The following is a 20,924-nucleotide window of genomic DNA, read 5'->3' as shown; positions in this document are numbered from 1 at the left end:
CGGGCTGATGCGATCAATCCTCGCCTTCGGGGTGGTCCTCGTTCTTGTAGAAATTTGCTCAGATTTGCGGTCGGTCTCCGGCCGGTCGCTTCGGGACCAGCAGCTTGCGCAGCCGGGCCGGCGGATGGCCGACCTGTTCCCGGACCACCCGGGTCAGGTGCGACTGATCGGTGAAGCCGTAGTCGCTGGCCAGCCGGCCCAGTGGCGGACCGTCCGGCTCGGCGAGGGTGTCCAGCACCGCCCGGACCCGTAGTCGGTTGCGGTAGGCGGTGAGGCTGCTGCCGGTGACCCGCTGGAAGACCCGGCTGAGGTGGTACGGCGAGGCACCCACCATACGGGCGACCTCGGCGAGGCCCAGGGTGAAGTCCGAGGTGGCCAGCACCTCGCGGGCCCGGTCGGCGAGCTGCCGGTGAGCGGCCAACGTCGCCGGCCGCCGCCGTACCGCGCGGTCGATCTCGGCCCCTTCGTCGTCCCCGGCCAGGGCGCTGTGCTGGAGCAACCGGCCGAGGAACCGGTGCAGCCGCTCGGCCATCTCGAACCGGTCCAGACCACGCAGGGACTCCGCCACCAGTAACCGGTGCGCCAGGTCCAGGGAGGCGTCCGAGTGGCCGTCCCAGCCGGACCGATCGAGCCAACGGGCCCCGTCCGGCCGGTCCGCCAGCACCTCCGGGTCGATCTCCAGGCAGGTGAACGAGTCGCCGCAGCCGTACGGGTGCGCCGCCGACTGCTCGTCACCGGGCCGGGTGATCACCAACGAGGTGGGGTCGACGAGCACCGACCGGCCGTTGATCCGGTATTGGGACGCGCCGGAGCGGCCCAGCACCACCTTGTACGTCTTGTCGGCGACCGTCTCAGTCCAGTCGGGGTTCTCGACCATGCACTGGCCCTGATAGACGAGGATCCCGTCCGGGTGGCCGAGCACCCGCCAGCGGGCGGGCGTGGTCTTGCGGCGTGGATCGCTGCCGGTTCCCTCGGGCATTCGGTTCCCCCAGGTACTCGCCGACCAGCATGGCGGCCGATCGTCTCCGATAAGAGATAGTGTCGAATCCGTAGACCCCCCGTCCAGACCGGGCGAGGGGTGATAGTCGTGTGCCATCCGCGGGAAGTGATCACGCATGCTCACCGGACTGTTCGCCGCTGCCCTGGCCGATCCCGGGCTGGCCAGGGCGCGTGACCTGGCCCGCTCCGGCGCCGCCCAGATCGACGGCCTGGACCTGACCGCCCCGGCCGCGCTGCGCCCGTTCGCGGTCGCCGCCGTCGCCGCCGACGAGCCGGCCGGTGGGGCGGGCCGCCCGGTGCTCGCGGTGACCGCGACCAGCAGGGAGGCCGACGACCTCGCCTCCGCGCTGGGCAGCCTGCTCCCGCCGGAGCAGGTGGCGGTCTTCCCGTCCTGGGAGACGCTGCCGCACGAACGGCTCTCGCCCCGCTCCGACACGGTCGGCCGGCGGCTGGCCGTGCTGCGCCGGCTCGCGCACCCGGGGTCCGCCGACGCGCACGGCCGCACCGGCCCACTGCGGGTCGTGGTGGCACCCGTGCGCTCACTGCTCCAGCCGCAGCTCAAGCGGCTCGGTGACCTGGAGCCGGTGCAGCTCGCCGCCGGCGAGGAGGCGGATCTCGAAGAGGTCGCCCGACAGCTCACCGACCTGGCGTACGCCCGGGTGGACCTGGTCACCAAGCGCGGCGAGTTCGCCGTCCGGGGCGGCATCCTGGACGTCTTCCCGCCCACCGACGAGCACCCGTCGCGGGTCGAGTTCTGGGGCGACGAGGTGGAGGAGATCCGCACCTTCGCCGTCGCCGACCAGCGGACCATCGAGGGGGTGCCGATGCTCTGGGCACCGCCCTGCCGGGAGCTGCTGCTCACCCCGGCGGTGCGGGAACGGGCCGCCGTCCTCGGGCGGGAGCACCCCGAGCTGGCCGAGATCCTCGACAAGCTGGCCGAGGGCATCCCGGTCGAGGGGATGGAGTCGCTGGTGCCGGCGCTGCTCGGCAGCGAGAGCCTGGAGCTGCTGGTCGACACGATGCCAGCCGGCACCCACGTGCTGCTCTGTGATCCGGAGCGGATCCGCACCCGGGCGCACGACCTGGTGCGTACCTCGGCGGAGTTCCTCCAGGCGAGCTGGGCCGCGGCCGCCGTCGGTGGCCAGGCCCCGGTCGACCTCGGCGCCGCCGCCTTCAAGTCCCTGGCCGAGGTACGCGCCACCGCCCGCGCCCTGCGCCAGCCGTGGTGGACGCTGGCCCCGTTCGGGCTGGTCGAGGCGGACACCGCCACCCCCGCCCGGCAGCCCTGGGAGGATGCGCCGGCCGAGGTCGACGTGACCCCCGACGACGCGATCGCGGTCACCCTGGCCGCCCAGCCGGCCCCGCTCTACCACGGTGAGACGGGCCGGGTGGTCGACGACATCAAGCGCTGGACCGGTGAGGGCTGGTCGGTCGCGTTGGTCTTCGAGGGGCACGGCCCCGCCCAGCGGGCCGTCGAGGTGCTGCGCGACGCGGGCCTGGGCGCCCGGCTCACCGAGCAGGTGCCGGCCGCGCCCGCCCCCGGCGAGGTGCTGGTCTCCTGCGGCTGCCTGAGCGCCGGCTTCGTGGACGAGGCGTCGAGGTTCGTGCTGCTCACCGGCAACGACGTCAGCGGCAGCCGGGGCAGCTCCACCCGGGACATGCGCAAGATGCCGAGCCGGCGGCGCAACACCATCGACCCGCTGGAGCTGAAGGCCGGCGACTTCGTCGTGCACGAGCAGCACGGCATCGGCCGGTACGTCGAGCTGGTGCAGCGCACCGTCAACGGCGCGTCCCGGGAGTACCTGGTCATCGAGTACGCGGCCAGCAAGCGCGGCCAGCCCGGCGACCGGTTGTTCGTCCCCACCGACCAGCTCGACCAGCTCTCCCGCTACGTCGGCGGCGAGCAGCCCACCCTGCACAAGATGGGCGGCTCGGACTGGCAGAAGTCCAAGGCCCGCGCCCGCAGGGCGGTCCGGGAGATCGCCGCGCAGCTGATCCAGCTCTACGCCGCCCGGAAAGCGTCCAGGGGGCACGCGTTCGCCCCGGACTCCCCGTGGCAGCGGGAGCTGGAGGACGCCTTCCCGTGGCAGGAGACGCCCGACCAGCTGGCCGCCATCGAGGAGGTCAAGCGGGACATGGAGCAGACCGTCCCGATGGACCGGCTGATCTGCGGCGACGTCGGGTACGGCAAGACCGAGATCGCGGTCCGGGCGGCGTTCAAGGCGGTGCAGGACGGCAAGCAGGTGGCGGTGCTGGTGCCGACGACGCTGCTGGTTCAGCAGCACTACAACACGTTCGCCGAGCGGATGAACCAGTTCCCGGTGACCATCCGGCAGCTCTCCCGGTTCCAGACCGCCAAGGAGAGCGAGCGGACGCTGGAGATGGTCGCCGACGGCACCGTCGACATCGTCATCGGCACCCACCGGCTGCTCCAGACGGCCACCCGGTTCAAGCGACTCGGCATGGTGGTCATCGACGAGGAGCAGCGCTTCGGCGTCGAGCACAAGGAGCACCTCAAGACGCTGCGCGCCTCGGTCGACGTGCTGAGCATGTCGGCCACCCCGATCCCGAGGACGCTGGAGATGGCGATCACCGGCATCCGGGAGATGTCGACCATCGCCACCCCGCCGGAGGAGCGGCACCCGGTGTTGACCTTCGTCGGGGCGTACGACGACCGGCAGGTGGCCGCGTCCATCCATCGGGAGCTGCTCCGCGACGGGCAGGTGTTCTACCTGCACAACCGGGTCGAGTCGATCGACCGGACGGCGCGGAAGCTGCGCGAGCTGGTGCCCGAGGCGCGGGTGGCGGTGGCGCACGGGCAGATGGGCGAGGAGGCCCTGGAGAAGGTGATGGTCGGCTTCTGGGAGAAGGAGTTCGACGTCCTGGTCTGCACCACCATCGTGGAGTCCGGTATCGACATCCCGAACGCCAACACCCTGATCGTGGAGCGGGCCGACCTGCTCGGCCTGGCCCAGCTGCACCAGATCCGGGGCCGGGTGGGCCGGGGCCGGGAGCGGGCGTACGCCTACTTCCTCTATCCGCCGGAGAAGCCGCTCACCGAGCACGCGCACGAGCGGCTGGCCACCATCGCCCAGCACACGGAGCTGGGCGCGGGCATGTACGTGGCGATGAAGGACCTGGAGATCCGGGGGGCCGGCAACCTGCTCGGCGGCGAGCAGTCCGGGCACATCGAGGGTGTCGGTTTCGACCTTTATGTCCGGATGGTCGGCGAGGCGGTGTCGGCGTTCAAGGGGGAGAGCACCGAGGAGGAGACCGACGTCAAGATCGATCTCCCGATCGACGCGCACCTGCCGCACGACTACGTCGGGGTGGAGCGGCTGCGGCTGGAGATGTACCGCAAGCTGGCCGAGGCGCGCGACGAGGAGCGGCTGCGCGAGGTGGTGGCCGAGATGACCGACCGGTACGGCGAGCCGCCCGCCCCGGTGCAGAACCTGGTCGCGGTGGCCCGGTTCCGGCTGCTGGCCCGCCGCTACGGCCTGACCGACGTCAGCATGCAGGGTAAGCATCTGCGGTTCGGGCCGCTGCCACTGCCCGACTCGAAGCAGCTGCGGCTCAAGCGCTACCACCCGGACTCGGTCTACAAGGCGGCCACCGACCAGGTCAGCGTGCCCCGGCCGAGCACCCGCCGGATCGGCGGCGAGCCCCTGCGGGACCAGGCACTGCTGGAATGGTGCGGCCAGCTCCTCGCCGACGTCCTCGGCGAGCCGGCCCCGCTGGCCGGAGCGCGGGCATGAACGGTCGCGGCCGTCCGACGGCACGGCGCGTGGGCGTTCGAGTCGGCCGTCCGACGGGCACGCCGACGCGCCGGGGCCGGGTGGCGCGACGCCCGGGTGGGGGCGCAGCTCCCGGTGGGCGGCGTCACCGTACCCGGGCAGGCATGAGAGAGTGACCGTCATGCGTGCACGCCGTCTCATCGCCGCCGCCAGCGTCGCGGCCCTGGGTGTCCTCTCCCTCTCCGCCTGCGGCAAGGCATCTCCGGATGTGGCCGCATACATCGGCGACAGTCGTTACTCGGTGGCCCGGGTGGACGCGATCTACTCCGACGCGCAGGCGAAGTACGCCGACGCGGTCCGCCAGGGCGCGGCCCAGGCCGGGCAGACCCCCGGCCCCGAGCAGCTGCGGGCCAGGGTGACCCGGCAGGACGTGGTGAACCTGCTGGTCAGCATCGACCTGGGTAAGCGGGTCGCGGCCGAGAAGAACCTCCAGGTGCCCGACCAGATCACCCCGGACCAGCTGGCCGAGCAGCTCCAGATCCCGCCGCAGGCGGAGTACGTGCAGCTCTGGGGCGAGTGGGCCGACCTGTTCGCCGTGCTCAGCCAGCAGCTCCCCCCGGCCGACCTGAGCGACGAGTCGGTGATGGCGGTCTACCACGCGATCGAGAAGACCGGCGGCATCGACAAGGGGCTGCCGGTGGCCCAGGTGCGGCAGCTCTTCGGTGACGGCGGTTTCGTCCGCAGCGCCTCCGCGTTGAGCGCCGCGCTGGGGGAGCAGGCCGACACGGTGGACGTCGAGGTCAACCCCCGGTACCGGCCGCTCGGCGTCCCCGCCTGGGTCAACAAGGGCCAGGAGCTGGTCTTCTACGCGCTGCCCTACATCGACGCCAGCGGCCCGGTGACCGACGTGTCGACCCCCGAGCCGGTCGGCAGCCCGACCCCGGCGCAGGGGCCGGTGGCCTCCTGAGCACGTCCCACCGGATCGTCCTGCTGGTCACCTCGCCCCGGTTGCCGGCGGGGCTGCTGACCGCCGCCGCCTGGGACACGCTCCGCTCCGCGCCGGTGCTGACCGACGCGGAGAGCGCCCAGGTCACGGCGGTACGCGCGGCGGGTGTCGAGGTCACGGTGGTGTCCGGCGGGGCGACCGACGCGGTGCTGGCCGCCGCGGCGACCCACGGTACGGCGGTGTGGCTGGCCGCTCCGGCCGGTGACGCGACCCTGGCCCGGGAGCTGGGCCTGCGGCTGGCCCGCCAGCCGGGGCTGGCCGAGCTGGAGCTGATGTACGGCTCGTGGGATCCGCCGGGAGCCCGGCTGCTCGACGCGGTGGAGGTGATGGACCGGCTCGCCTCCCCGGGCGGTGACCCGTGGAAGCGGGCGCAGACCCACCGTAGCCTCGCCGGTTTCCTGATCGAGGAGTGCTACGAGGCGTACGACGCGATCAACGACGATGACACCGACGCGCTCCGCGAGGAGCTGGGTGACGTGCTGCTCCAGGTGCTGCTGCACGCCCGTCTCGCGGAGGAACTGCCCGAGGGTGAGCGGTGGAACGTCGACGACGTGGCCGGCGCCCTGGTGGACAAGATGGTCCGCCGCAACCCGCACGTCTTCGCCGGTGCCGAGGCGGCCTCCCTGGCGGAGATCGAGGCCAACTGGGAGCGGATCAAGCAGGCCGAGAAGGCCCGCACGTCGGTGCTGGACGGCGTCGCGCTGAGCCAGCCGGCCCTTTCCCTGGCCGCCAAGGTGCTGGACCGGGCGGGCCGGGCCGGGCTGACCGTCCCGCTGCCGTCCCCCGACGCCCAGCCCGACCCGGAATCCCGCCTCGGCGCGAGCCTGCTCGCCCTGGTCGCCCAGGCCCGCCAGGCCCACCTGGACCCGGAGGCCGCCCTCCGCAAGACCACCCTCGCCCTCCCGCTCCCCTCCCTCCCGCCACCCGCTTCGTCGAGTTGATCAAGAGGTTCACGTCAGGCCCGCGCGGTTTCCTGGCGTAAACCTCTTGATCACCGGGGCGGGACCGGGGCGAGGCCGGGCGGGACCGGGGCGAGGCCGGGCGGGACCGGGGCGGGGCCGGGCGGGGCCGGGCGGGACCGGGGCGGGGCCGGGGGCGGGTAGGGTCGGTGGGTGGGGTTCTTCGTGCCGCTCGCGGAGCGGATCGTCGATGCGGTGCTGGAGAGCCGGCCGGGGCTGGCCACCTCCAGCGGGGACCACCGGTTCGACGACCGGTTGCCGGATCTCTCCGGGCCGGCGGTGGCGGCGGACCAGGCGATGCTGAAGGAGGCCGCCGACGCGCTCGCCGAGGTCGACGCGGACGCGCTCGACGTCGAGGAGCAGGTCGACCACGCGCTGCTCAGCGCCCTGGTCGACCGGGAACTGTTCGAGCTGAGCGAGATCCGGGCCTACGAGTGGGATCCGCTGGCGCACAATCCCGGCCCGCTGCTGCACGCCCTCCTCGCCCGGCCGTACGCCCCGGTGGAGGAGCGGCTGGCCCACCTGGCCGGACGCCTGACGGCCGTACCTGATGCGCTGGCGACCGCGCGGGCGACGCTGCGCGACATGCCCCGGATCCACGCCGAGACGGCGGTCGGGCAGTTCGCCGGCACCGCCGCGCTGATCCGCGACGAGGTGCCGCTGCTGCTCGCCCGGGCACCCGCGCTCGACGGCATGGTCGGGCCGGCGGCTCGGGCGGCGACCGCCGCGCTGGACGAGTTCGTCGGCTGGCTGCGCGCCGGGCTGGCCGCCGACGCCGGGCCGGGCCGCGACCCCCGGCTGGGTCGCCGCCGCTGGGAGGCCCGGCTCTGGCACACCCTCGACACCGAGCTGGGCGCGGCCGAGGTGCAGCGCCGCGCCTGGGACAACCTGGACCGGGTCACCGCCGAGATCCGCGCGGCGGCCGTCGAGCTGGTCGGTGGCCCGGCCGACGACGAGACGGTACGCCGGGCGCTCGACCTGCTGGCCGCCGAGCACCCCGACGACCACTCCATCGTGGACCTCGCGTCGGTCAGCCTCGACGAGGCCGCCGAGTTCGTCCGCGTGCACGACCTGGTCAGCCTGGTCGACGACCCGTGCGTGATCCAGGAGATGCCGGAGTTCGCCCGGGGCGTCGCGGTGGCGTACTGCGACTCGCCCGGCCCGTTGGAGCCGGCCGACCTGCCCACCTTCTACTGCATCGCGCCGACCCCGGCGGACTGGCCGGCGCACCGGGTCGAGTCGTTCTACCGGGAGTACAACGACCACATGATCCGCAACCTGACCGTGCACGAGGCGATGCCGGGGCACTTCCTCCAGCTCGCCCACGCCCGCCGGTACGCCGGTCCCACCCGGGTCCGTGCGCTGACCGAGTCGGGGGTGTTCATCGAAGGGTGGGCGGTCTACACCGAGGAGCTGATGGCCGGCCTCGGCTTCGGTGGCCTGCCGGTCCGCCTCCAGCAGCTCAAGATGCAGCTGCGGATGACCATCAATGCGCTGCTCGACCAGCTGGTGCACTGCGACCAGATGACCGAGGCGGACGCGCTGGCGCTGATGACCGGGCGCGGCTTCCAGGAGGAGGGCGAGGCGGCCGGCAAGTGGCGGCGGGCGCTGCTCACCTCGACGCAGCTCTCCACCTACTTCGTCGGCTACAGCGAGATGGCCGACGTCGCCGCGTCCCGTCCGGCCGGGGTGCCGGTGCGACAGTGGCACGACGCGATGCTCGCCCACGACTGCCCGCCCCCGCGCCACCTGCGCACCCTGCTCGGTATCTGACCCGCCTGCCCGGCTCAGCCGCGGGCGGCGACGGCGTCGATCAGCCAGCGGGAGATCGAGTACGCCGGTGGCAGCTCCGCCGGCAGCGCGTCCACCGGGAACCAGCGGGCCCGGACCAGCTCCCGCCCGTCCACCACCGGCTCGGCAGCGGGATCGGCGACGGTGGCGGTGAAGCCGGCGAGCAGCACCCCCGGCCCGGAGATCGCCCAGGGCTGGCTGCCGAAGTAGTCGATCGTGCCGAGGTCCAGCGAGACCTCCTCGTGGACCTCCCGACGGACCGCCGTCTCCAGCGACTCACCGGCCTCCACGAAGCCGGCGACCAGCGCCCACAGCTCGGTCGGCCCGGACGCGTGCCGGACCAGCAGCAGCTCGGTGGGGCCGCCGGCCGGGCCGGGCCGGGTGATCGCGGTGAGCACCGCCGGGGAGAGCCGCAGCGGCACGTACAGGCCGCAGTCGGGGCAGCGGCGGGCCGTCTCGCCCGGCACGTCGGCCAGCGCCGCCCGGCAGGCCCCGCACCAGCGGTGGGTACGCCGCCAGGTGGCCACGGCCACCGCCCGCCCGGCGATCGTGGCGACCGGCTCGGGCAGCTCGGCGGCGAGCGCCCGCCAACTCCGCCACCGGCCGACCGGCCGTGGGCCACCGGCCGGATCCCCACCACCGGCCGTCGTCAGGTCCTCGACCGTCTCCGTCAGCCAGGCCGGCACACCGTCGAGCGTGCCCAGCGGCACCCACCCGGTCGCGGCCGGCAGCGCGCCGACCCGGGGCAGGCCGCCGTCGGGGGTGGTGAGCAGCCGGGTACCGGCCACCACCAGGCCCAGGTCGTCCGGTGCGGGGCCGGCCGGGCTGGTCGCGTCGTGGACGTCCTGCGACGGCACCCCCTCCGGGCCGGCGTCGCCGGTCGTGGGCGTGGGACGTGCGGGCGGGGGAACGGTCACGGCTTCGTCGGCCGGCGGTCCGTCACCCCGGCCCCGACCGGCAGGTCGAACGCCGTCGGCGTCACCGAGTCGGTGTAACGGTCCAGGGTCAGCTCGACCGCTCGGCCGTCGAGCGTCCCGGTGAAGCTGCCCAGCACGCCCTCGCTGGTGACGCAGGCGTCGAAGTCCCCGGCGTCGCGGCGGACCTCGACGCAGCTGGCGTGGTGCCCGGTGATCGTGGTGTCGGTCTGCTTGACCTGGGCGCGCGGGTCCAGGGCGGCCTCGGTGAGCAGCCCGATGACGGCGGGCGGGGTGACCAGCCCGACCTTGCGTGCCTCGGTGAAGAGCGGGACGGCGGCCTTGCCGGACATCAGCACGGGCGGCACGACCGTGCAGGCGGTCCGCCCGGCGGTGGTCTCGCACCGGGTGATGGCCTGTTCGGAAACGGTGATCTTGCCGGCCGTCCAGGTGTACGCGGAACGGGCCGGCTCCTTCTCCTGGGCGATGGTGATCGTCCGGTCGCCGGGGAGCCGGTACTCGGCGGTCCACGTCTGGGCCAGTGACTCGTCGAGCCGGGCGGCGAGGTCGTTGACCAGATCGGACCGGCCGAGGGTGCGTCCGGCGTCGTCCAGGGCCTGACAGCCGGTGACGGTGAGCAACGCGATGACCGGCACGGCGAGCACGCGGAGGGTGGTCGAGACGGCGGGCATGGCGACCAGCGTGGTCGATCGGGTCCACCGGGCGCAAACCGGTTGCCGGTTGAGCGGCGAGAATCCGGGAATGTCCGTCTCGCCGGGCCGATCGGGGGTGGGTCACGTGTCCCCGGCCGCCGTGCGCCGGGATGCGGCCCGATACGCTGCGTTCAACATCTGCCCCAGCCGCACCGTCGCGGCCCATACCGGATTCGCACAACGAACGAGGAGCGACTCAGTGGCAACCATCGAGGGAATCGTCGCCCGGGAGATTCTCGACTCGCGGGGCAACCCGACGGTCGAGGTCGAGGTAGGGCTGGACGACGGGACGATCGCCCGCGCCGCCGTACCCTCCGGCGCCTCCACCGGCGCCTTCGAGGCGGTCGAACTGCGCGACGGGGACAAGGGCCGCTACCTGGGCAAGGGTGTCGAGAACGCGGTCACCAACATCGAGGACAAGATCGTCGACCAGCTGATCGGCTTCGAGGCCAGCGAGCAGCGGCTGATCGACCAGAAGATGCTCGACCTCGACGGCTCCGACAACAAGGGCACGCTGGGCGCGAACGCCATCCTCGGGGTCTCGCTGGCGGTGGCCAAGGCGGCGGCCGGCAGCGCCGAGCTGAGCCTGTTCCGCTACCTGGGCGGCCCGAACGCCCACCTGCTGCCGGTGCCGATGATGAACATCCTCAACGGTGGGGCGCACGCCGACTCGAACGTCGACGTGCAGGAATTCATGATCGCCCCGATCGGGGCGCCCAGCTTCCGGGAGGCGCTGCGCTCCGGCGCCGAGGTCTACCACGCGCTGAAGTCGGTGCTCAAGAAGAAGGACCTCTCCACCGGCCTGGGTGACGAGGGCGGCTTCGCCCCCAACCTGCCCAGCAACGCCGCCGCGCTGGACCTGATCGCCGAGGCCGTCGAGAAGGCCGGCTACCGGCTGGGCACCGACATCGTCTTCGCCCTCGACGTGGCCGCCACCGAGTTCTTCGACAACGGCACCTACACCTTCGAGAGCGCCGCCAAGAGCGCCGAGGAGATGAGCAACTACTACACGAAGCTCATCGGCGACTACCCGATCGTCTCCATCGAGGACCCGCTGGCCGAGGACGACTGGAGCGGCTGGGCGACCCTCACCGCCGCTGTCGGCGACCGGATCCAGATCGTCGGCGACGACCTGTTCGTCACCAACCCGCAGCGCATCGCCCGGGGCATCGCCGAGAAGTCCGCCAACGCGGTGCTCGTCAAGGTCAACCAGATCGGTTCGCTGACCGAGACCCTGGACGCCGTGGACCTGGCCCACCGGGCCGGCTTCAAGTGCATGATGAGCCACCGCTCCGGCGAGACCGAGGACACCACCATCGCCGACCTGGCCGTCGCCACCGGTTGCGGCCAGATCAAGACCGGTGCCCCCGCCCGCTCCGACCGGGTCGCCAAGTACAACCAGCTGCTGCGGATCGAGGAGGAGCTGGCCGACGCGGCGCGGTACGCCGGTGCCGGCGCGTTCCCGCGTTACCGTTCGGCCTGAGCCAGGCGAACCTCGGGGGAGGGGTGTGACGATGCAGCAGCGCCGCACACCGGGTGGCCAACGCCCGGCCCGCCGGCCGACCGGTCGGCCGGGCGCGGGCCGGACGCCGCTGCGCGACAGCGGGGTCCGCGCCGCGCCGCGGGCCACCACTGCCCGGTCGCGCAGCGCCGACGGGGTACGTTCGGCGAACCGTCCGGCGGCGGCCCGCCGGACGGCGGCCGGCGGCACCATCCGGCGGCTCACCGCACCCCACCCCCGACGGTTCACCGGGCGGGCCACCGTCCTGTTCGCGGTGCTGCTGGCGCTCGCCCTGGCGTACACCTATCCGGTCCGGGTCTATCTCGACCAGCAGGTCGACATCGAGCGGATGGAGGCCAGCCAGGCAGCCCAGCGCGAGCAGATCGCCGAGCTGTCGGCCCAGGCGGCGAAGTGGCAGGATCCCGAATACATCAAGATCAAGGCGCGGGAACGGTTCTACATGGTGGCGCCGGGCGAGACCCCGGTGATCGTGCTCAACGACGCGGACGGCGCGGCCCTGGACGCCAACGGGGGCCGACCGCCCGCCCCACCGAAGACCCCCGACCCCTGGTACGACACCCTGTGGTCGAGCGTCCGGGCGGCGAACGGCGACGCCTCGGACCAGTGAGCAGCAGCACCCGCGTACCGAACGAGAGATGGGCACCGTGACTGTCGTACCACCGCAGGAGCCGGCGGCGGACTCCGTACCCCCGCCGGAGCACCAGCCGGCCACCGAGGCCGACCTGGCCGCGGTGGCCGCGCAGCTCGGACGCCCGCCCCGCGGCACCAGGGCGGTGGCCCACCGGTGCCCGTGCGGCCTGCCCGACGTGGTCGAGACCACCCCCCGGCTCGCCGACGGCACCCCCTTCCCGACGCTGTTCTACCTGACCTGCCCCCGGGCGACGGCGGCGTGCAGCCGGCTGGAGTCGGCCGGGCTGATGAAGGAGATGGCCGAGCGGCTCGCCGAGGACCCGGAGCTGGCCGACCGGTACCGGGCCGCGCACGAGGACTACCTGGCCCGCCGGGCGGCGATCGGCGAGGTCCCGGAGATCGCCGGCATCTCCGCCGGGGGGATGCCCGGCCGGGTGAAGTGCCTGCACGTGCACCTGGGCCACGCGCTCGGGGCCGGGCCCGGCGTCAACCCGTTCGGCGACGAGACGCTCGCCCTGGTGGAGAAGTGGTGGACCGCCGGGCCGTGCGTGGACGTGCCGGCGGCGCAGTGAGATGACCGACGGGATCGTGGTACGCCGGGCCCGCACCGGCGACGTACGCGGGATCCGGCGGCTGGTCGACACCTACACCGACGACCGGCGGCTGCTCAGCAAGGCCACCGTCACCCTCTACGAGGACGTGCAGGAGTTCCGGGTCGCGGTGGCCGGCGACGGCACGGTGGTGGGCTGCGGCGCGCTGCACGTGATGTGGGAGGACCTCGCCGAGATCCGCACCGTGGCGGTCGACCCGGTCTGCCGGGGGCGGCGGATCGGCCACCGGATCGTCACCGAGCTGATCGACGCCGCCCGGGAGCTGGGCATCGCCCGGATCTTCGTGCTCACCTTCGAGACGGCGTTCTTCGGCGCGTTCGGGTTCACCGAGATCGACGGCGCCCCGGTGCCACAGCCGGTGTACGAGCAGCTGCTGCGCTCCTACGACGAGGGTGTCGCCGAGTTCCTCAACCTGGAACGGGTCAAGCCGAACACCCTGGGCAACACCCGGATGCTGCTGCGGCTCTAGGCCGACCGGCTGCCCGCTGCTGGCCGGTGGGCCGGGCGGGGGTGCCCTTGACCCGGCCCGGCACCCTGGGTCGGTGACGATCCTGCGTCGGTTGGTCGCCCTGCTCGCCGCCCTGGTGACGCTGTTCGCGCTGGTCGGCGTGGCCCGGCTGATCGCCCCGGCCACCGGCGGCGTCGCCGGGCAGCCGCCCGGGGTGGACCGGCAGCTCAGCTACCTGCGCACCGAACTCGACGCCGGTGCCGGTGAGGACGCCCAGGCGATGTTCCCGGAGGGCTGGTTCTTCGCCCACGCGCTGTACGGGCTGGCCCGGGTGGAGACCGGCCTGCGGCAACCACCGCAGGAGCGCGACGGGGCGCTGCGGGAGGCCCGGTGGGCGCTGGCCCGGCTGGAGTCACCGGCCGGCACGGCCCCGTTCAGCGCCGACCTGACCCCGGCGTACGGCGTCTTCCACGCCGGCTGGACGAACTGGCTGCGCGGCGGGGTGCTCGCCCTGCAACCGGCGTCGGGTCGGGATCCGGCCGAGGTACGCCGGTTCACCGAGGCGTCGACCGCACTGGCCGCCGCGTTCGACGCCTCGGCCACGCCGTACCTCGCCGCCTATCCGGGGCAGGCGTGGCCGGTCGACTCGACGGTGGCGGTGGCCTCGCTGCGGCTGCACGACCATCTGCTGCCGCCCCGGTTCGACCGGACCACGGCCCGCTGGCTGGACGGCGTACGCCAGCGGCTCGACCCGCGTACCGGCCTGCTGCCGCACCGGGTCGACCCGGGCACCGGCGCGCCGGCCGAGGTGGCCCGGGGCACCTCGCAGAGCGTCATCCAGCGGTTCCTGCCGGAGATCGACCCGGCCTTCGCCCGGGAGCAGTACCTGCGTTTCCGCACCGGGTTCGTGGTGTCGCCGCTGGGGCTCGGCCCGGCCGTACGGGAGTATCCGCGCGGTCTGGACGGCCCGGGGGACGTCGACTCGGGGCCGCTGCCGCTCGGGGTGAGCTTCTCGGCCACCGTGGTGACCCTCGGCGCGGCCCAGGTGCAGGGCGACGACGCGCTGGCCGGGGCACTGGCCAACTACGGCGAGCTGGTCGGCTTTCCGCTGGACACCCCGCACACCCGCCGGTACGCCTTCGGCCTGCTGCCGATCGGTGACGCCTTCCTGGCCTGGTCGAAGACCGCCCGCCCGTGGGTCTCCGCGCCCGCCGACCCGCCACCGGCGACGGTGGCCCCGTGGTGGCGGACACCACTGGTGGCCCTGCTGGTGCTGCTCGCCGTGCTGGCCTGGGTGCCGTGGCTGCTGCTGCGGCGGCTGTCCCGGCGACGGTGACCACCGCTGGGCCGGTCGGTGCCGCCGATGCACGGGGTCGGGTGCTGCTCGCGTGTGCTGCCGGGTGCTGCTGGCGTGCGCGGCTGGGTGCTGCGGTCGGGTGCTGCTGGCGTGCGCGGCTGGGTGCTGCGGTCGGGTGCTGCTGGCGTGCGCGGTCGGTGCCGCCGTGGGCGGCCGGCGGCTGCCGTAGGGTTGCTGCCGTGACGACGCGTGTGGCCGCCATCGACTGTGGGACCAACTCCATCCGCCTGCTGGTCGCCGACCTGCCCGACCCCGCGGCCGGGCCGCAGGCTCCGCTGGTCGACCTGGCCCGTCGGATGGAGATCGTCCGGCTCGGTCAGGGTGTCGACCGGACCGGGCGGCTGGCCCCCGAGGCGATCGAGCGGACCCGGGTGGCGCTGGCCGGCTACGCCGCCGAGATCGAGCGGCTGGGCGTCGAACGGGTCCGGATGTGCGCCACCTCGGCGTCCCGGGACGCCAGCAACGCGGCCGACTTCCGGGCCATGGTGGAGCAGACCCTCGGCGTCGCCCCCGAGGTGGTCAGCGGCGACGAGGAGGCCCGCCTGTCGTTCACCGGGGCGGTCCGTGGGCTGCCCGCCGACGCCGAGCCGCCGTACCTGGTGGTGGACATCGGCGGGGGCTCGACCGAGTTCGTGGTGGGCACCCGCGACGGCGGCGTCCAGGCGGCCATCTCGGTGGACATCGGCTGCGTCCGGATGACCGAACGGCACCTGCACGGCGATCCGCCGACCGCCGACGAGGTCGCCGCCGCGCAGGCCGACATCGCCGCCGCCGTCGACCGGGCGCTCGCCGCCGTCCCCGGCCGTCAGGCTGCGACCCTGGTCGGCCTCGCCGGCTCGGTCACCACCGTCGTCGCCATCGCCCAGGACCTCCAGGAGTACGACCCGCAGCGGATCCACCACGCCCGGGTGCCGTACGAGCAGGTGGCCGGGGTGACCGCCGACCTGCTGGCGAAGAGCGCCGCCCAGCGGCTGGCGATCCCGGTGATGCACCCGGGCCGGGCGGACGTGATCGGCGCGGGCGCCCTGGTGCTGCGGGTGATCATGGAGCGGGCCGGAATGTCCTCGGTGGTCGCCTCCGAACACGACATCCTCGACGGCATCGCCTGGACCCAGCAACCCGTCTGACTGCCGACCAACACACCCCCGGCCCGCTCCCCACCTCCGCCCCCTCCCCACCTCCGCCCGCTCCCCACCTCCGCCCGCTCCCCACCTCCGCCCGCTCGACATCGAGCCCGGTGATCAAGAGCTTTACGTCACCCCGCCCGGTCGGGGATGACGCAAACCTCTTGATCACCGGGGTGGGGCGTGGTGATCAAGAGGTTTGCGTCGGGGATTTGGTCGGGGATGACTCGAACCTCTTGATCACTGGAGCAGGAGCAGGAGCAGGAGCGGGAGCGGGAGCAGGAGCAGGAGCAGGAGCAGGAGCAGGAGTCGAGCGGGGGCAGGGGCGGGAGCGGGAGTCGAGTGGGAGCGGGAGTCGAGCGGGAGTCGGAGCGGGGGCAGGGGCGGGAGCGGGAGTCGAGCTGGAGTCGGAGTGGGAGCCCGGGGCGGATCCGGGGGTGGGGGCGGCTTTGGGCGGCGGGGTGAGAGGGAGTCGGGGCCTGGTATGCCGCTGTTGACGGTACTTCGCAGTGCGCAGTAGTGTGTGACGCGTGGACACCACACAGTTGCTCAAGGGTGTGCTCGACCTGGCCGTGCTGGCCGTGCTGCGGGATTCCGACGGCTACGGCTACGACATCCTCCGCCGGCTCCGCGAAGCCGGGCTGGAGGAGGTCGGCGACGCCTCGGTCTACGGCACGCTCCGCCGACTCTTCGCCGCCGGCCTGCTCACCACGTACGTGGTGCCGAGCGAGTCCGGCCCGCACCGCAAGTACTACGCGCTCAACGCCGCCGGTCGTGACCAGCTCACCCGCTCCGGCAAGACCTGGCGCGCGTTCGCCACGACGATGGACCAGCTGCTCGACGATCGGGGGATGGCGGCATGACCGTCACTGGGCAGGAGATCACGGACTACGTCGAGCGGGTGCGGGTGGCACTGGCCGACCTGCCGGCGCAGGAACGCGACGAGCTGACCGAGGATCTGCCGGAACACCTCGCCGAGGTGGCCGTCGAATCGGACGGCTCCCTGGTGGACCGGCTGGGCACCCCGGAGGCGTACGCGGCGGAGCTGCGTGCCGCCGCGGGGGCGGGGGATCCGGCCGCCGGTCGACGGGTCCTCGACCGGCGGATCGCCGCCCTCGTGGGGCGCACCCGGGCCCGGGTCGGCCGGGTCGACGCCCGGCTCGGCCCCCTGTTCGGCCACGCCACGGCCGGGGAGTTCCTGCGGCTGCTCCGTCCGGCCTGGTGGGTGGCCCGTGGTTACCTGGCCGCCATGCTGGTCACCGCGCTCAGCACCGACGGCCCGCTCGGGCTGCTGCCCCGGCTCGACGGCAGTGCGTTCGTCGGCCTGCTGATGCTCGCCGGCCTGGTGTTCGGCTCCATCTGGTTGGGCCGGCGTACCCCCGGGCTGCGGTCCTGGCGGCGGTGGTCGGTGCACGCTACCGCCGCGGTGCTGGTGCTGTTCGCGATCGGCGCGGTGGCCGACGTGGACGGTCACGCCCGCTCCGACTACGACTACGGCTACGAATCGACCTCGGTGCAGAACCCGTACGACCAGGTGCAGGACGTCTACGTCTACGACAGTGAGGGGCGGTTGGTGCAGAACGCCCGGCTCTTCGACCAGAACGGCACCCCGATCCGGTTGGGTTGGCCGGCCTGCGACGATCCGGCCCTGCCCGACGTCAATCCGGTGCAGCGCGGCTACCCGTACTGTCCGGAGCAGGCGCCGTTCCGGCCGCGCCCGCCGGCGGTCGCCCCGCTCCCGCCCGGTTCCGCCGCCACCCCGGGTGCCCCGACGCGGACCCCGCCGCCGGCCACCGCGTCGGATGCTCCGGCCCCGCCGGCCACCCCGTCGGGGACTCCGACCCCGCCGGTCCCGTCGGGTTCCGTCCCGCCGGTTCCGCCGTCGGTGTCCGGGCCGGCGAGCACGCCCCTACCCACGGTCACCGGATGACCGTGCCGTTGCTGGGAAATAGCTGAACGGACGAGGGGAACGGGGCAGCGCACGCCGATCTTCGTGGCTACGTTGTCGTCTGCTCATTCACCCCTCGGAAGGACATCCCGTGTCAGAGCAGGTCGCATCGTCCCCCGCGCCACAGGCCGAGCCGGCCGGCCAGCCCGAGCCGGTCACCCCGGCCCCCGCTGCCGCACCGGAGGAGCCGGAGGGGTCGAAGGGGTCGAAGGGTGGCGGCGCGAAGAAGGCGCTCGGCATCATCGGCGCGATCGTCGCCTTCCTGGTGATCGCCGTGCTGAAGTTCGGCGCCGCCAGCGCCATCGGCAACTTCCTCAACCCGGACGAGACGGCCGAGGCGAAGGCCGGTGACTGCATCGCCGAGCTGCCCGAGGTGACCGGCACCGAGGAGCAGTCGGTCAACGACGCCAAGGTGGTCGGGTGCACCTCGACCGAGGCCGCCTACAACGTGGTCGGCCGGGTGGAGAACCAGACCGAGGCGCAGGCCAAGGAGGGCAAGGCGTGCGAGCAGTACATCAAGGAGGGTGACGACGCCTACCTCTTCTACAACATCGCCCCGGGTGGCAAGGGCTACCTGCTCTGCCTGACCAAGAAGGCCTGAGCCCGGCGGGACCGCGGCGGCCGGCCCCGGCCGGGGCGCGGCGGGTCGCAAGGCCCGCCGCCGGGCTCGATCCGGCCGGGGCGGCGGGTCGCAAGGCCCGCCACCAGGGCCTTCCCGGGCACCACGGTGGTCTGTCGACGGCGGCGCGGAATTCCGCGCCGCCGTCGCTGTGTCCCCCGGCCACCGGCGGGTTAATACGAGGTGTATCCCACTGTTCCGGCATCTTCCCGACACGTGTTCCGCCGTGGCAGGCTACCGACACGTAGGAACGCCCTGCGACCAGCCAACGATGACTGACCGACAGGAGGACGGGCCGATGGGTGAGATGGTGAGCTACCGCCGCGACGCAGGGGCCGGCGAGGGGTATCTCGCGATACCGTCCAGCGGCGCGGCCAGCCCGGCGGTCATCGTGATCCAGGACTGGTGGGGCCTCGTCCCGCACATCCGCTCGGTGGTGGACCGGTTCGCCGAGGCCGGTTTCGTCGCGCTGGCCCCCGACTTCCGGCACGGCCAGCCGGCCAGCAGGCCGAGCGAGCCCCGGCAGATGCTCAACAGCACCCAGATGGACGAGGCGGCGGCCGACATCGCCGTGGCGGCGGAGTTCCTGGCCGGCCGGGCCGAGGTGACCGGCAAGGTGGGCTGCGCCGGGTTCTGCGCCGGCGCCAGCCTGGCCCTCTGGGCGGCGACCCGGGCCGAGCGGATCGTGGCCACCGCCGCGTTCTACCCCCGGCTGCCGTGGGACGGCATGCCCACCGAGTGGGCAGACTACGCGGGCAAGGCGGCGGTCGTGCACTGCTCCGAGGCGGACGGTCTCGCCGCCGCCGACGGGGTGCAGACGGTACGCCGGGCGGTCGAGAACGCCGGTGGCACCTTCCAGACGTACGACTATCCGGGCACCGCGCACGCGTTCTTCAACGAGGACCGGCCGGAGAACTTCGACCAGCGGGCCGCCGCCACCGCCTGGGCCCGCACCCTGGAACTCTTCCGGGCCAAACTTGGTTGAGTCGCGTACCCCCGCCCGGGTGGCCGACCACGCCGCCCGGGTGGCCGACCTGGCCGGTCTCGACGCCGCGGTCAGCGACTGTTTCGCCTGCCCGCGCCTGGTCGACTGGCGCGAGGAGGTCGCCCGGACGAAACGGGCCGCCTTCCGCGACCAGGACTACTGGGGCCGCCCGGTGCCCGGCTTCGGCGCTCCCGACAACCGCACCGGTCGGGGTGGCGCGGGACCGCCGGCCACCCCACCCGGCGCGGCGTCCGAACCCCGGATCGGCATCCTCGGTCTGGCCCCGGCGGCCCACGGCGGCAACCGGACCGGCCGGGTCTTCACCGGGGACCGCTCCGGCGACGTGCTCTTCGCCGCCCTGCACCGCGCCGGGCTGGCCAACCAGCCGACCAGCGTGGCCGCCGACGATGGTCTCGCGCTGACCGGCACCCGGATCTTCGCCGCCGTACGCTGCGCGCCACCGGACAACAAGCCCACCCCGGCCGAGCGGGACACCTGTGCCCCCTGGCTGCACCGGGAGGTGGAGCTGATCCGCCCGACCCTGCGGGTGGTGGTCGCGCTGGGCGCGTTCGCCTGGGCGGCGTGGTGGCCGGTGCTACGCCAGGTGTACGGCGTCCGGCCGCCCAGCCCGCGACCGCTCTTCGGCCATGGGGCACACTGGTCCGGGTCGGCCGCTCCCGCTCTGCTCGGTTGCTACCACGTCAGCCAGCAGAACACCTTCACCGGGCGGTTGACCACAGAGATGCTGGACGACGTGTTCACCCGGGCCAGACAGCTCGCGGCGGTGGACTGAGCAGCGTGGGGTGGTGGCGATGGTCCTCGGCGTACTGCGCAGATGGTGGCCCGTCGTCCTGGTGGCGCTGCTGCTGCTCGCCGCCGCGCTCGCCGCGGGGCACTCGTCGATCGGCGCGAGCCGGATTCCGCCGGCCGCCGAGAGCCTGCCCTACGTGCCGGAGTACCCGACGGCCGAGCCGGCCGCGTCGATCCCGATCGAGCCGCGGACCGACGCCGAGCAGACCCGGGCGAGCGTCCCGCAGTGGATCGCCACGGTGGCGATCGCCCTGCTCGGACTGGCCGTCCTGACCGCTTTCGGCTATCTGGCCTGGATATTGGTGCGCGGTGCGTTGCGCCGGACCACCCGGGCGGTGCCCGGGGTGCGGGCCCGGCGTACCGCCGAGGGCACCGCGCGGGAGGTGATGGCCGCCCTCGACGCCGGGCTGGAGGAGCTGGACGACGCCGACACCGACCCGCGTACCGCCGTCATCGCCTGCTGGGTGCGGCTGGAGGAGGCGGCCACCGAGGCCGGCGTGCCGAGACGTACCGGGGACACCCCGACCGACCTGGTCGCCCGGCTGCTGCGCGGCGACCCGGCGGCCGGCGTGCCCGCCATCGCCAGCACCGACGTGCTGGACGGCTTCGCGCACGTCTACCGCGAGGCCCGCTACGCCACCCGTACCGTCGACGCCCGGATGCGCGACCAGGCCCGGGGGGCGCTACGGCGGCTGCGGGGCGAACTGACCGCGCTGGCCGACGCGCAGGTGCCGGCGTGACCGCCCGCAACGCC

The 20,924-nt window shown here is 73.6% G+C and carries 19 protein-coding genes; 16 read left to right on the top strand and 3 right to left on the bottom strand.

Annotated features, from left to right (window positions below; all coding sequences use genetic code 11):
- Positions 1–58: 58 nt before the first annotated feature.
- Entirely contained in the window at positions 59–979 is a 921-nt protein-coding gene (locus tag GA0070623_RS13910; RefSeq protein ID WP_067302801.1) for a helix-turn-helix domain-containing protein, read from the bottom strand.
- Between the two features lie 136 nt (positions 980–1,115).
- Between GA0070623_RS13910 and mfd the strand changes: the two genes are divergently transcribed.
- From mfd to GA0070623_RS13890, 4 genes are all read left to right on the top strand, one after another.
- On the top strand, positions 1,116–4,754 hold the full coding sequence (mfd, locus tag GA0070623_RS13905; protein WP_067302798.1) for a transcription-repair coupling factor: 3,639 nt from the start codon (positions 1,116–1,118) through the stop codon (positions 4,752–4,754).
- Positions 4,755–4,914: 160 nt separating this feature from the next.
- Entirely contained in the window at positions 4,915–5,700 is a 786-nt protein-coding gene (locus GA0070623_RS13900) for a hypothetical protein (protein WP_067302936.1), read from the top strand.
- The gene (locus tag GA0070623_RS13895) at positions 5,697–6,680 is read left to right on the top strand and encodes a nucleoside triphosphate pyrophosphohydrolase (protein ID WP_067302795.1); all 984 of its coding nucleotides are present in this window, start codon (positions 5,697–5,699) and stop codon (positions 6,678–6,680) included. Before GA0070623_RS13900 ends, GA0070623_RS13895 begins: the two co-directional genes overlap by 4 nt.
- Before the next feature lie 171 nt (positions 6,681–6,851).
- Positions 6,852–8,471 carry a DUF885 domain-containing protein gene (locus GA0070623_RS13890; RefSeq protein WP_067302791.1) on the top strand — a complete coding sequence of 540 codons (1,620 nt, stop codon included), beginning with the start codon at positions 6,852–6,854 and terminating at the stop codon, positions 8,469–8,471.
- Positions 8,472–8,485: 14 nt separating this feature from the next.
- Here GA0070623_RS13890 and GA0070623_RS13885 read toward each other — a convergent pair whose 3' ends face one another.
- Positions 8,486–9,406 (bottom strand): NAD(+) diphosphatase, encoded by a 921-nt coding sequence (locus tag GA0070623_RS13885; RefSeq protein WP_231932783.1) that lies wholly within the window; start codon positions 9,404–9,406, stop codon positions 8,486–8,488.
- The gene (locus tag GA0070623_RS13880) at positions 9,403–10,095 is read right to left on the bottom strand and encodes a hypothetical protein (RefSeq protein WP_067302784.1); all 693 of its coding nucleotides are present in this window, start codon (positions 10,093–10,095) and stop codon (positions 9,403–9,405) included. Before GA0070623_RS13880 ends, GA0070623_RS13885 begins: the two co-directional genes overlap by 4 nt.
- Before the next feature lie 220 nt (positions 10,096–10,315).
- Here GA0070623_RS13880 and eno point away from each other — a divergent pair, with 220 nt between their 5' ends.
- The 12 genes from eno (at position 10,316) to GA0070623_RS13815 (ending at position 20,910) form a co-directional block, all read left to right on the top strand.
- Complete coding sequence (gene eno / locus GA0070623_RS13875; protein WP_067302780.1) at positions 10,316–11,599, top strand: phosphopyruvate hydratase; 1,284 nt, start codon at positions 10,316–10,318, stop codon at positions 11,597–11,599.
- 31 nt (positions 11,600–11,630) lie between these two features.
- Complete coding sequence (locus tag GA0070623_RS13870; RefSeq protein WP_067302934.1) at positions 11,631–12,245, top strand: septum formation initiator family protein; 615 nt, start codon at positions 11,631–11,633, stop codon at positions 12,243–12,245.
- A 37-nt stretch (positions 12,246–12,282) separates the two neighbouring features.
- Entirely contained in the window at positions 12,283–12,840 is a 558-nt protein-coding gene (locus GA0070623_RS13865; protein WP_067302931.1) for a DUF501 domain-containing protein, read from the top strand.
- A gap of 1 nt (position 12,841) precedes the next feature.
- Complete coding sequence (locus tag GA0070623_RS13860) at positions 12,842–13,348, top strand: amino-acid N-acetyltransferase (RefSeq protein WP_067302777.1); 507 nt, start codon at positions 12,842–12,844, stop codon at positions 13,346–13,348.
- Positions 13,349–13,421: 73 nt separating this feature from the next.
- Complete coding sequence (locus GA0070623_RS13855; RefSeq protein ID WP_067302774.1) at positions 13,422–14,663, top strand: hypothetical protein; 1,242 nt, start codon at positions 13,422–13,424, stop codon at positions 14,661–14,663.
- Between the two features lie 212 nt (positions 14,664–14,875).
- Positions 14,876–15,811, top strand: a complete 936-nt coding sequence (locus GA0070623_RS13850; protein ID WP_067307537.1) for a Ppx/GppA phosphatase family protein — start codon at positions 14,876–14,878, stop codon at positions 15,809–15,811.
- 527 nt (positions 15,812–16,338) lie between these two features.
- Entirely contained in the window at positions 16,339–16,671 is a 333-nt protein-coding gene (locus GA0070623_RS13840) for a PadR family transcriptional regulator (RefSeq protein WP_067307540.1), read from the top strand.
- Positions 16,668–17,738 carry an HAAS signaling domain-containing protein gene (locus GA0070623_RS13835; RefSeq protein WP_067307543.1) on the top strand — a complete coding sequence of 357 codons (1,071 nt, stop codon included), beginning with the start codon at positions 16,668–16,670 and terminating at the stop codon, positions 17,736–17,738. Before GA0070623_RS13840 ends, GA0070623_RS13835 begins: the two co-directional genes overlap by 4 nt.
- 109 nt (positions 17,739–17,847) lie before the next feature.
- On the top strand, positions 17,848–18,357 hold the full coding sequence (locus tag GA0070623_RS13830; RefSeq protein WP_231932782.1) for an LppU/SCO3897 family protein: 510 nt from the start codon (positions 17,848–17,850) through the stop codon (positions 18,355–18,357).
- Between the two features lie 316 nt (positions 18,358–18,673).
- A complete protein-coding gene (locus tag GA0070623_RS13825; protein WP_067307546.1) occupies positions 18,674–19,360 on the top strand; it encodes a dienelactone hydrolase family protein in 687 nt (228 codons plus the stop codon).
- Positions 19,353–20,153, top strand: a complete 801-nt coding sequence (locus GA0070623_RS13820) for a uracil-DNA glycosylase (protein WP_084261278.1) — start codon at positions 19,353–19,355, stop codon at positions 20,151–20,153. Before GA0070623_RS13825 ends, GA0070623_RS13820 begins: the two co-directional genes overlap by 8 nt.
- A gap of 19 nt (positions 20,154–20,172) precedes the next feature.
- A complete protein-coding gene (locus GA0070623_RS13815; RefSeq protein ID WP_067307626.1) occupies positions 20,173–20,910 on the top strand; it encodes a DUF4129 domain-containing protein in 738 nt (245 codons plus the stop codon).
- The last annotated feature ends 14 nt before the right edge of the window (positions 20,911–20,924 follow it).

It is taken from the genome of Micromonospora rifamycinica (assembly GCF_900090265.1).
Lineage (GTDB): Bacteria > Actinomycetota > Actinomycetes > Mycobacteriales > Micromonosporaceae > Micromonospora > Micromonospora rifamycinica.
The sequence above is the reverse complement of the archived record's forward strand: the minus strand, read 5'-3'. Positions and strand labels throughout refer to the sequence as shown.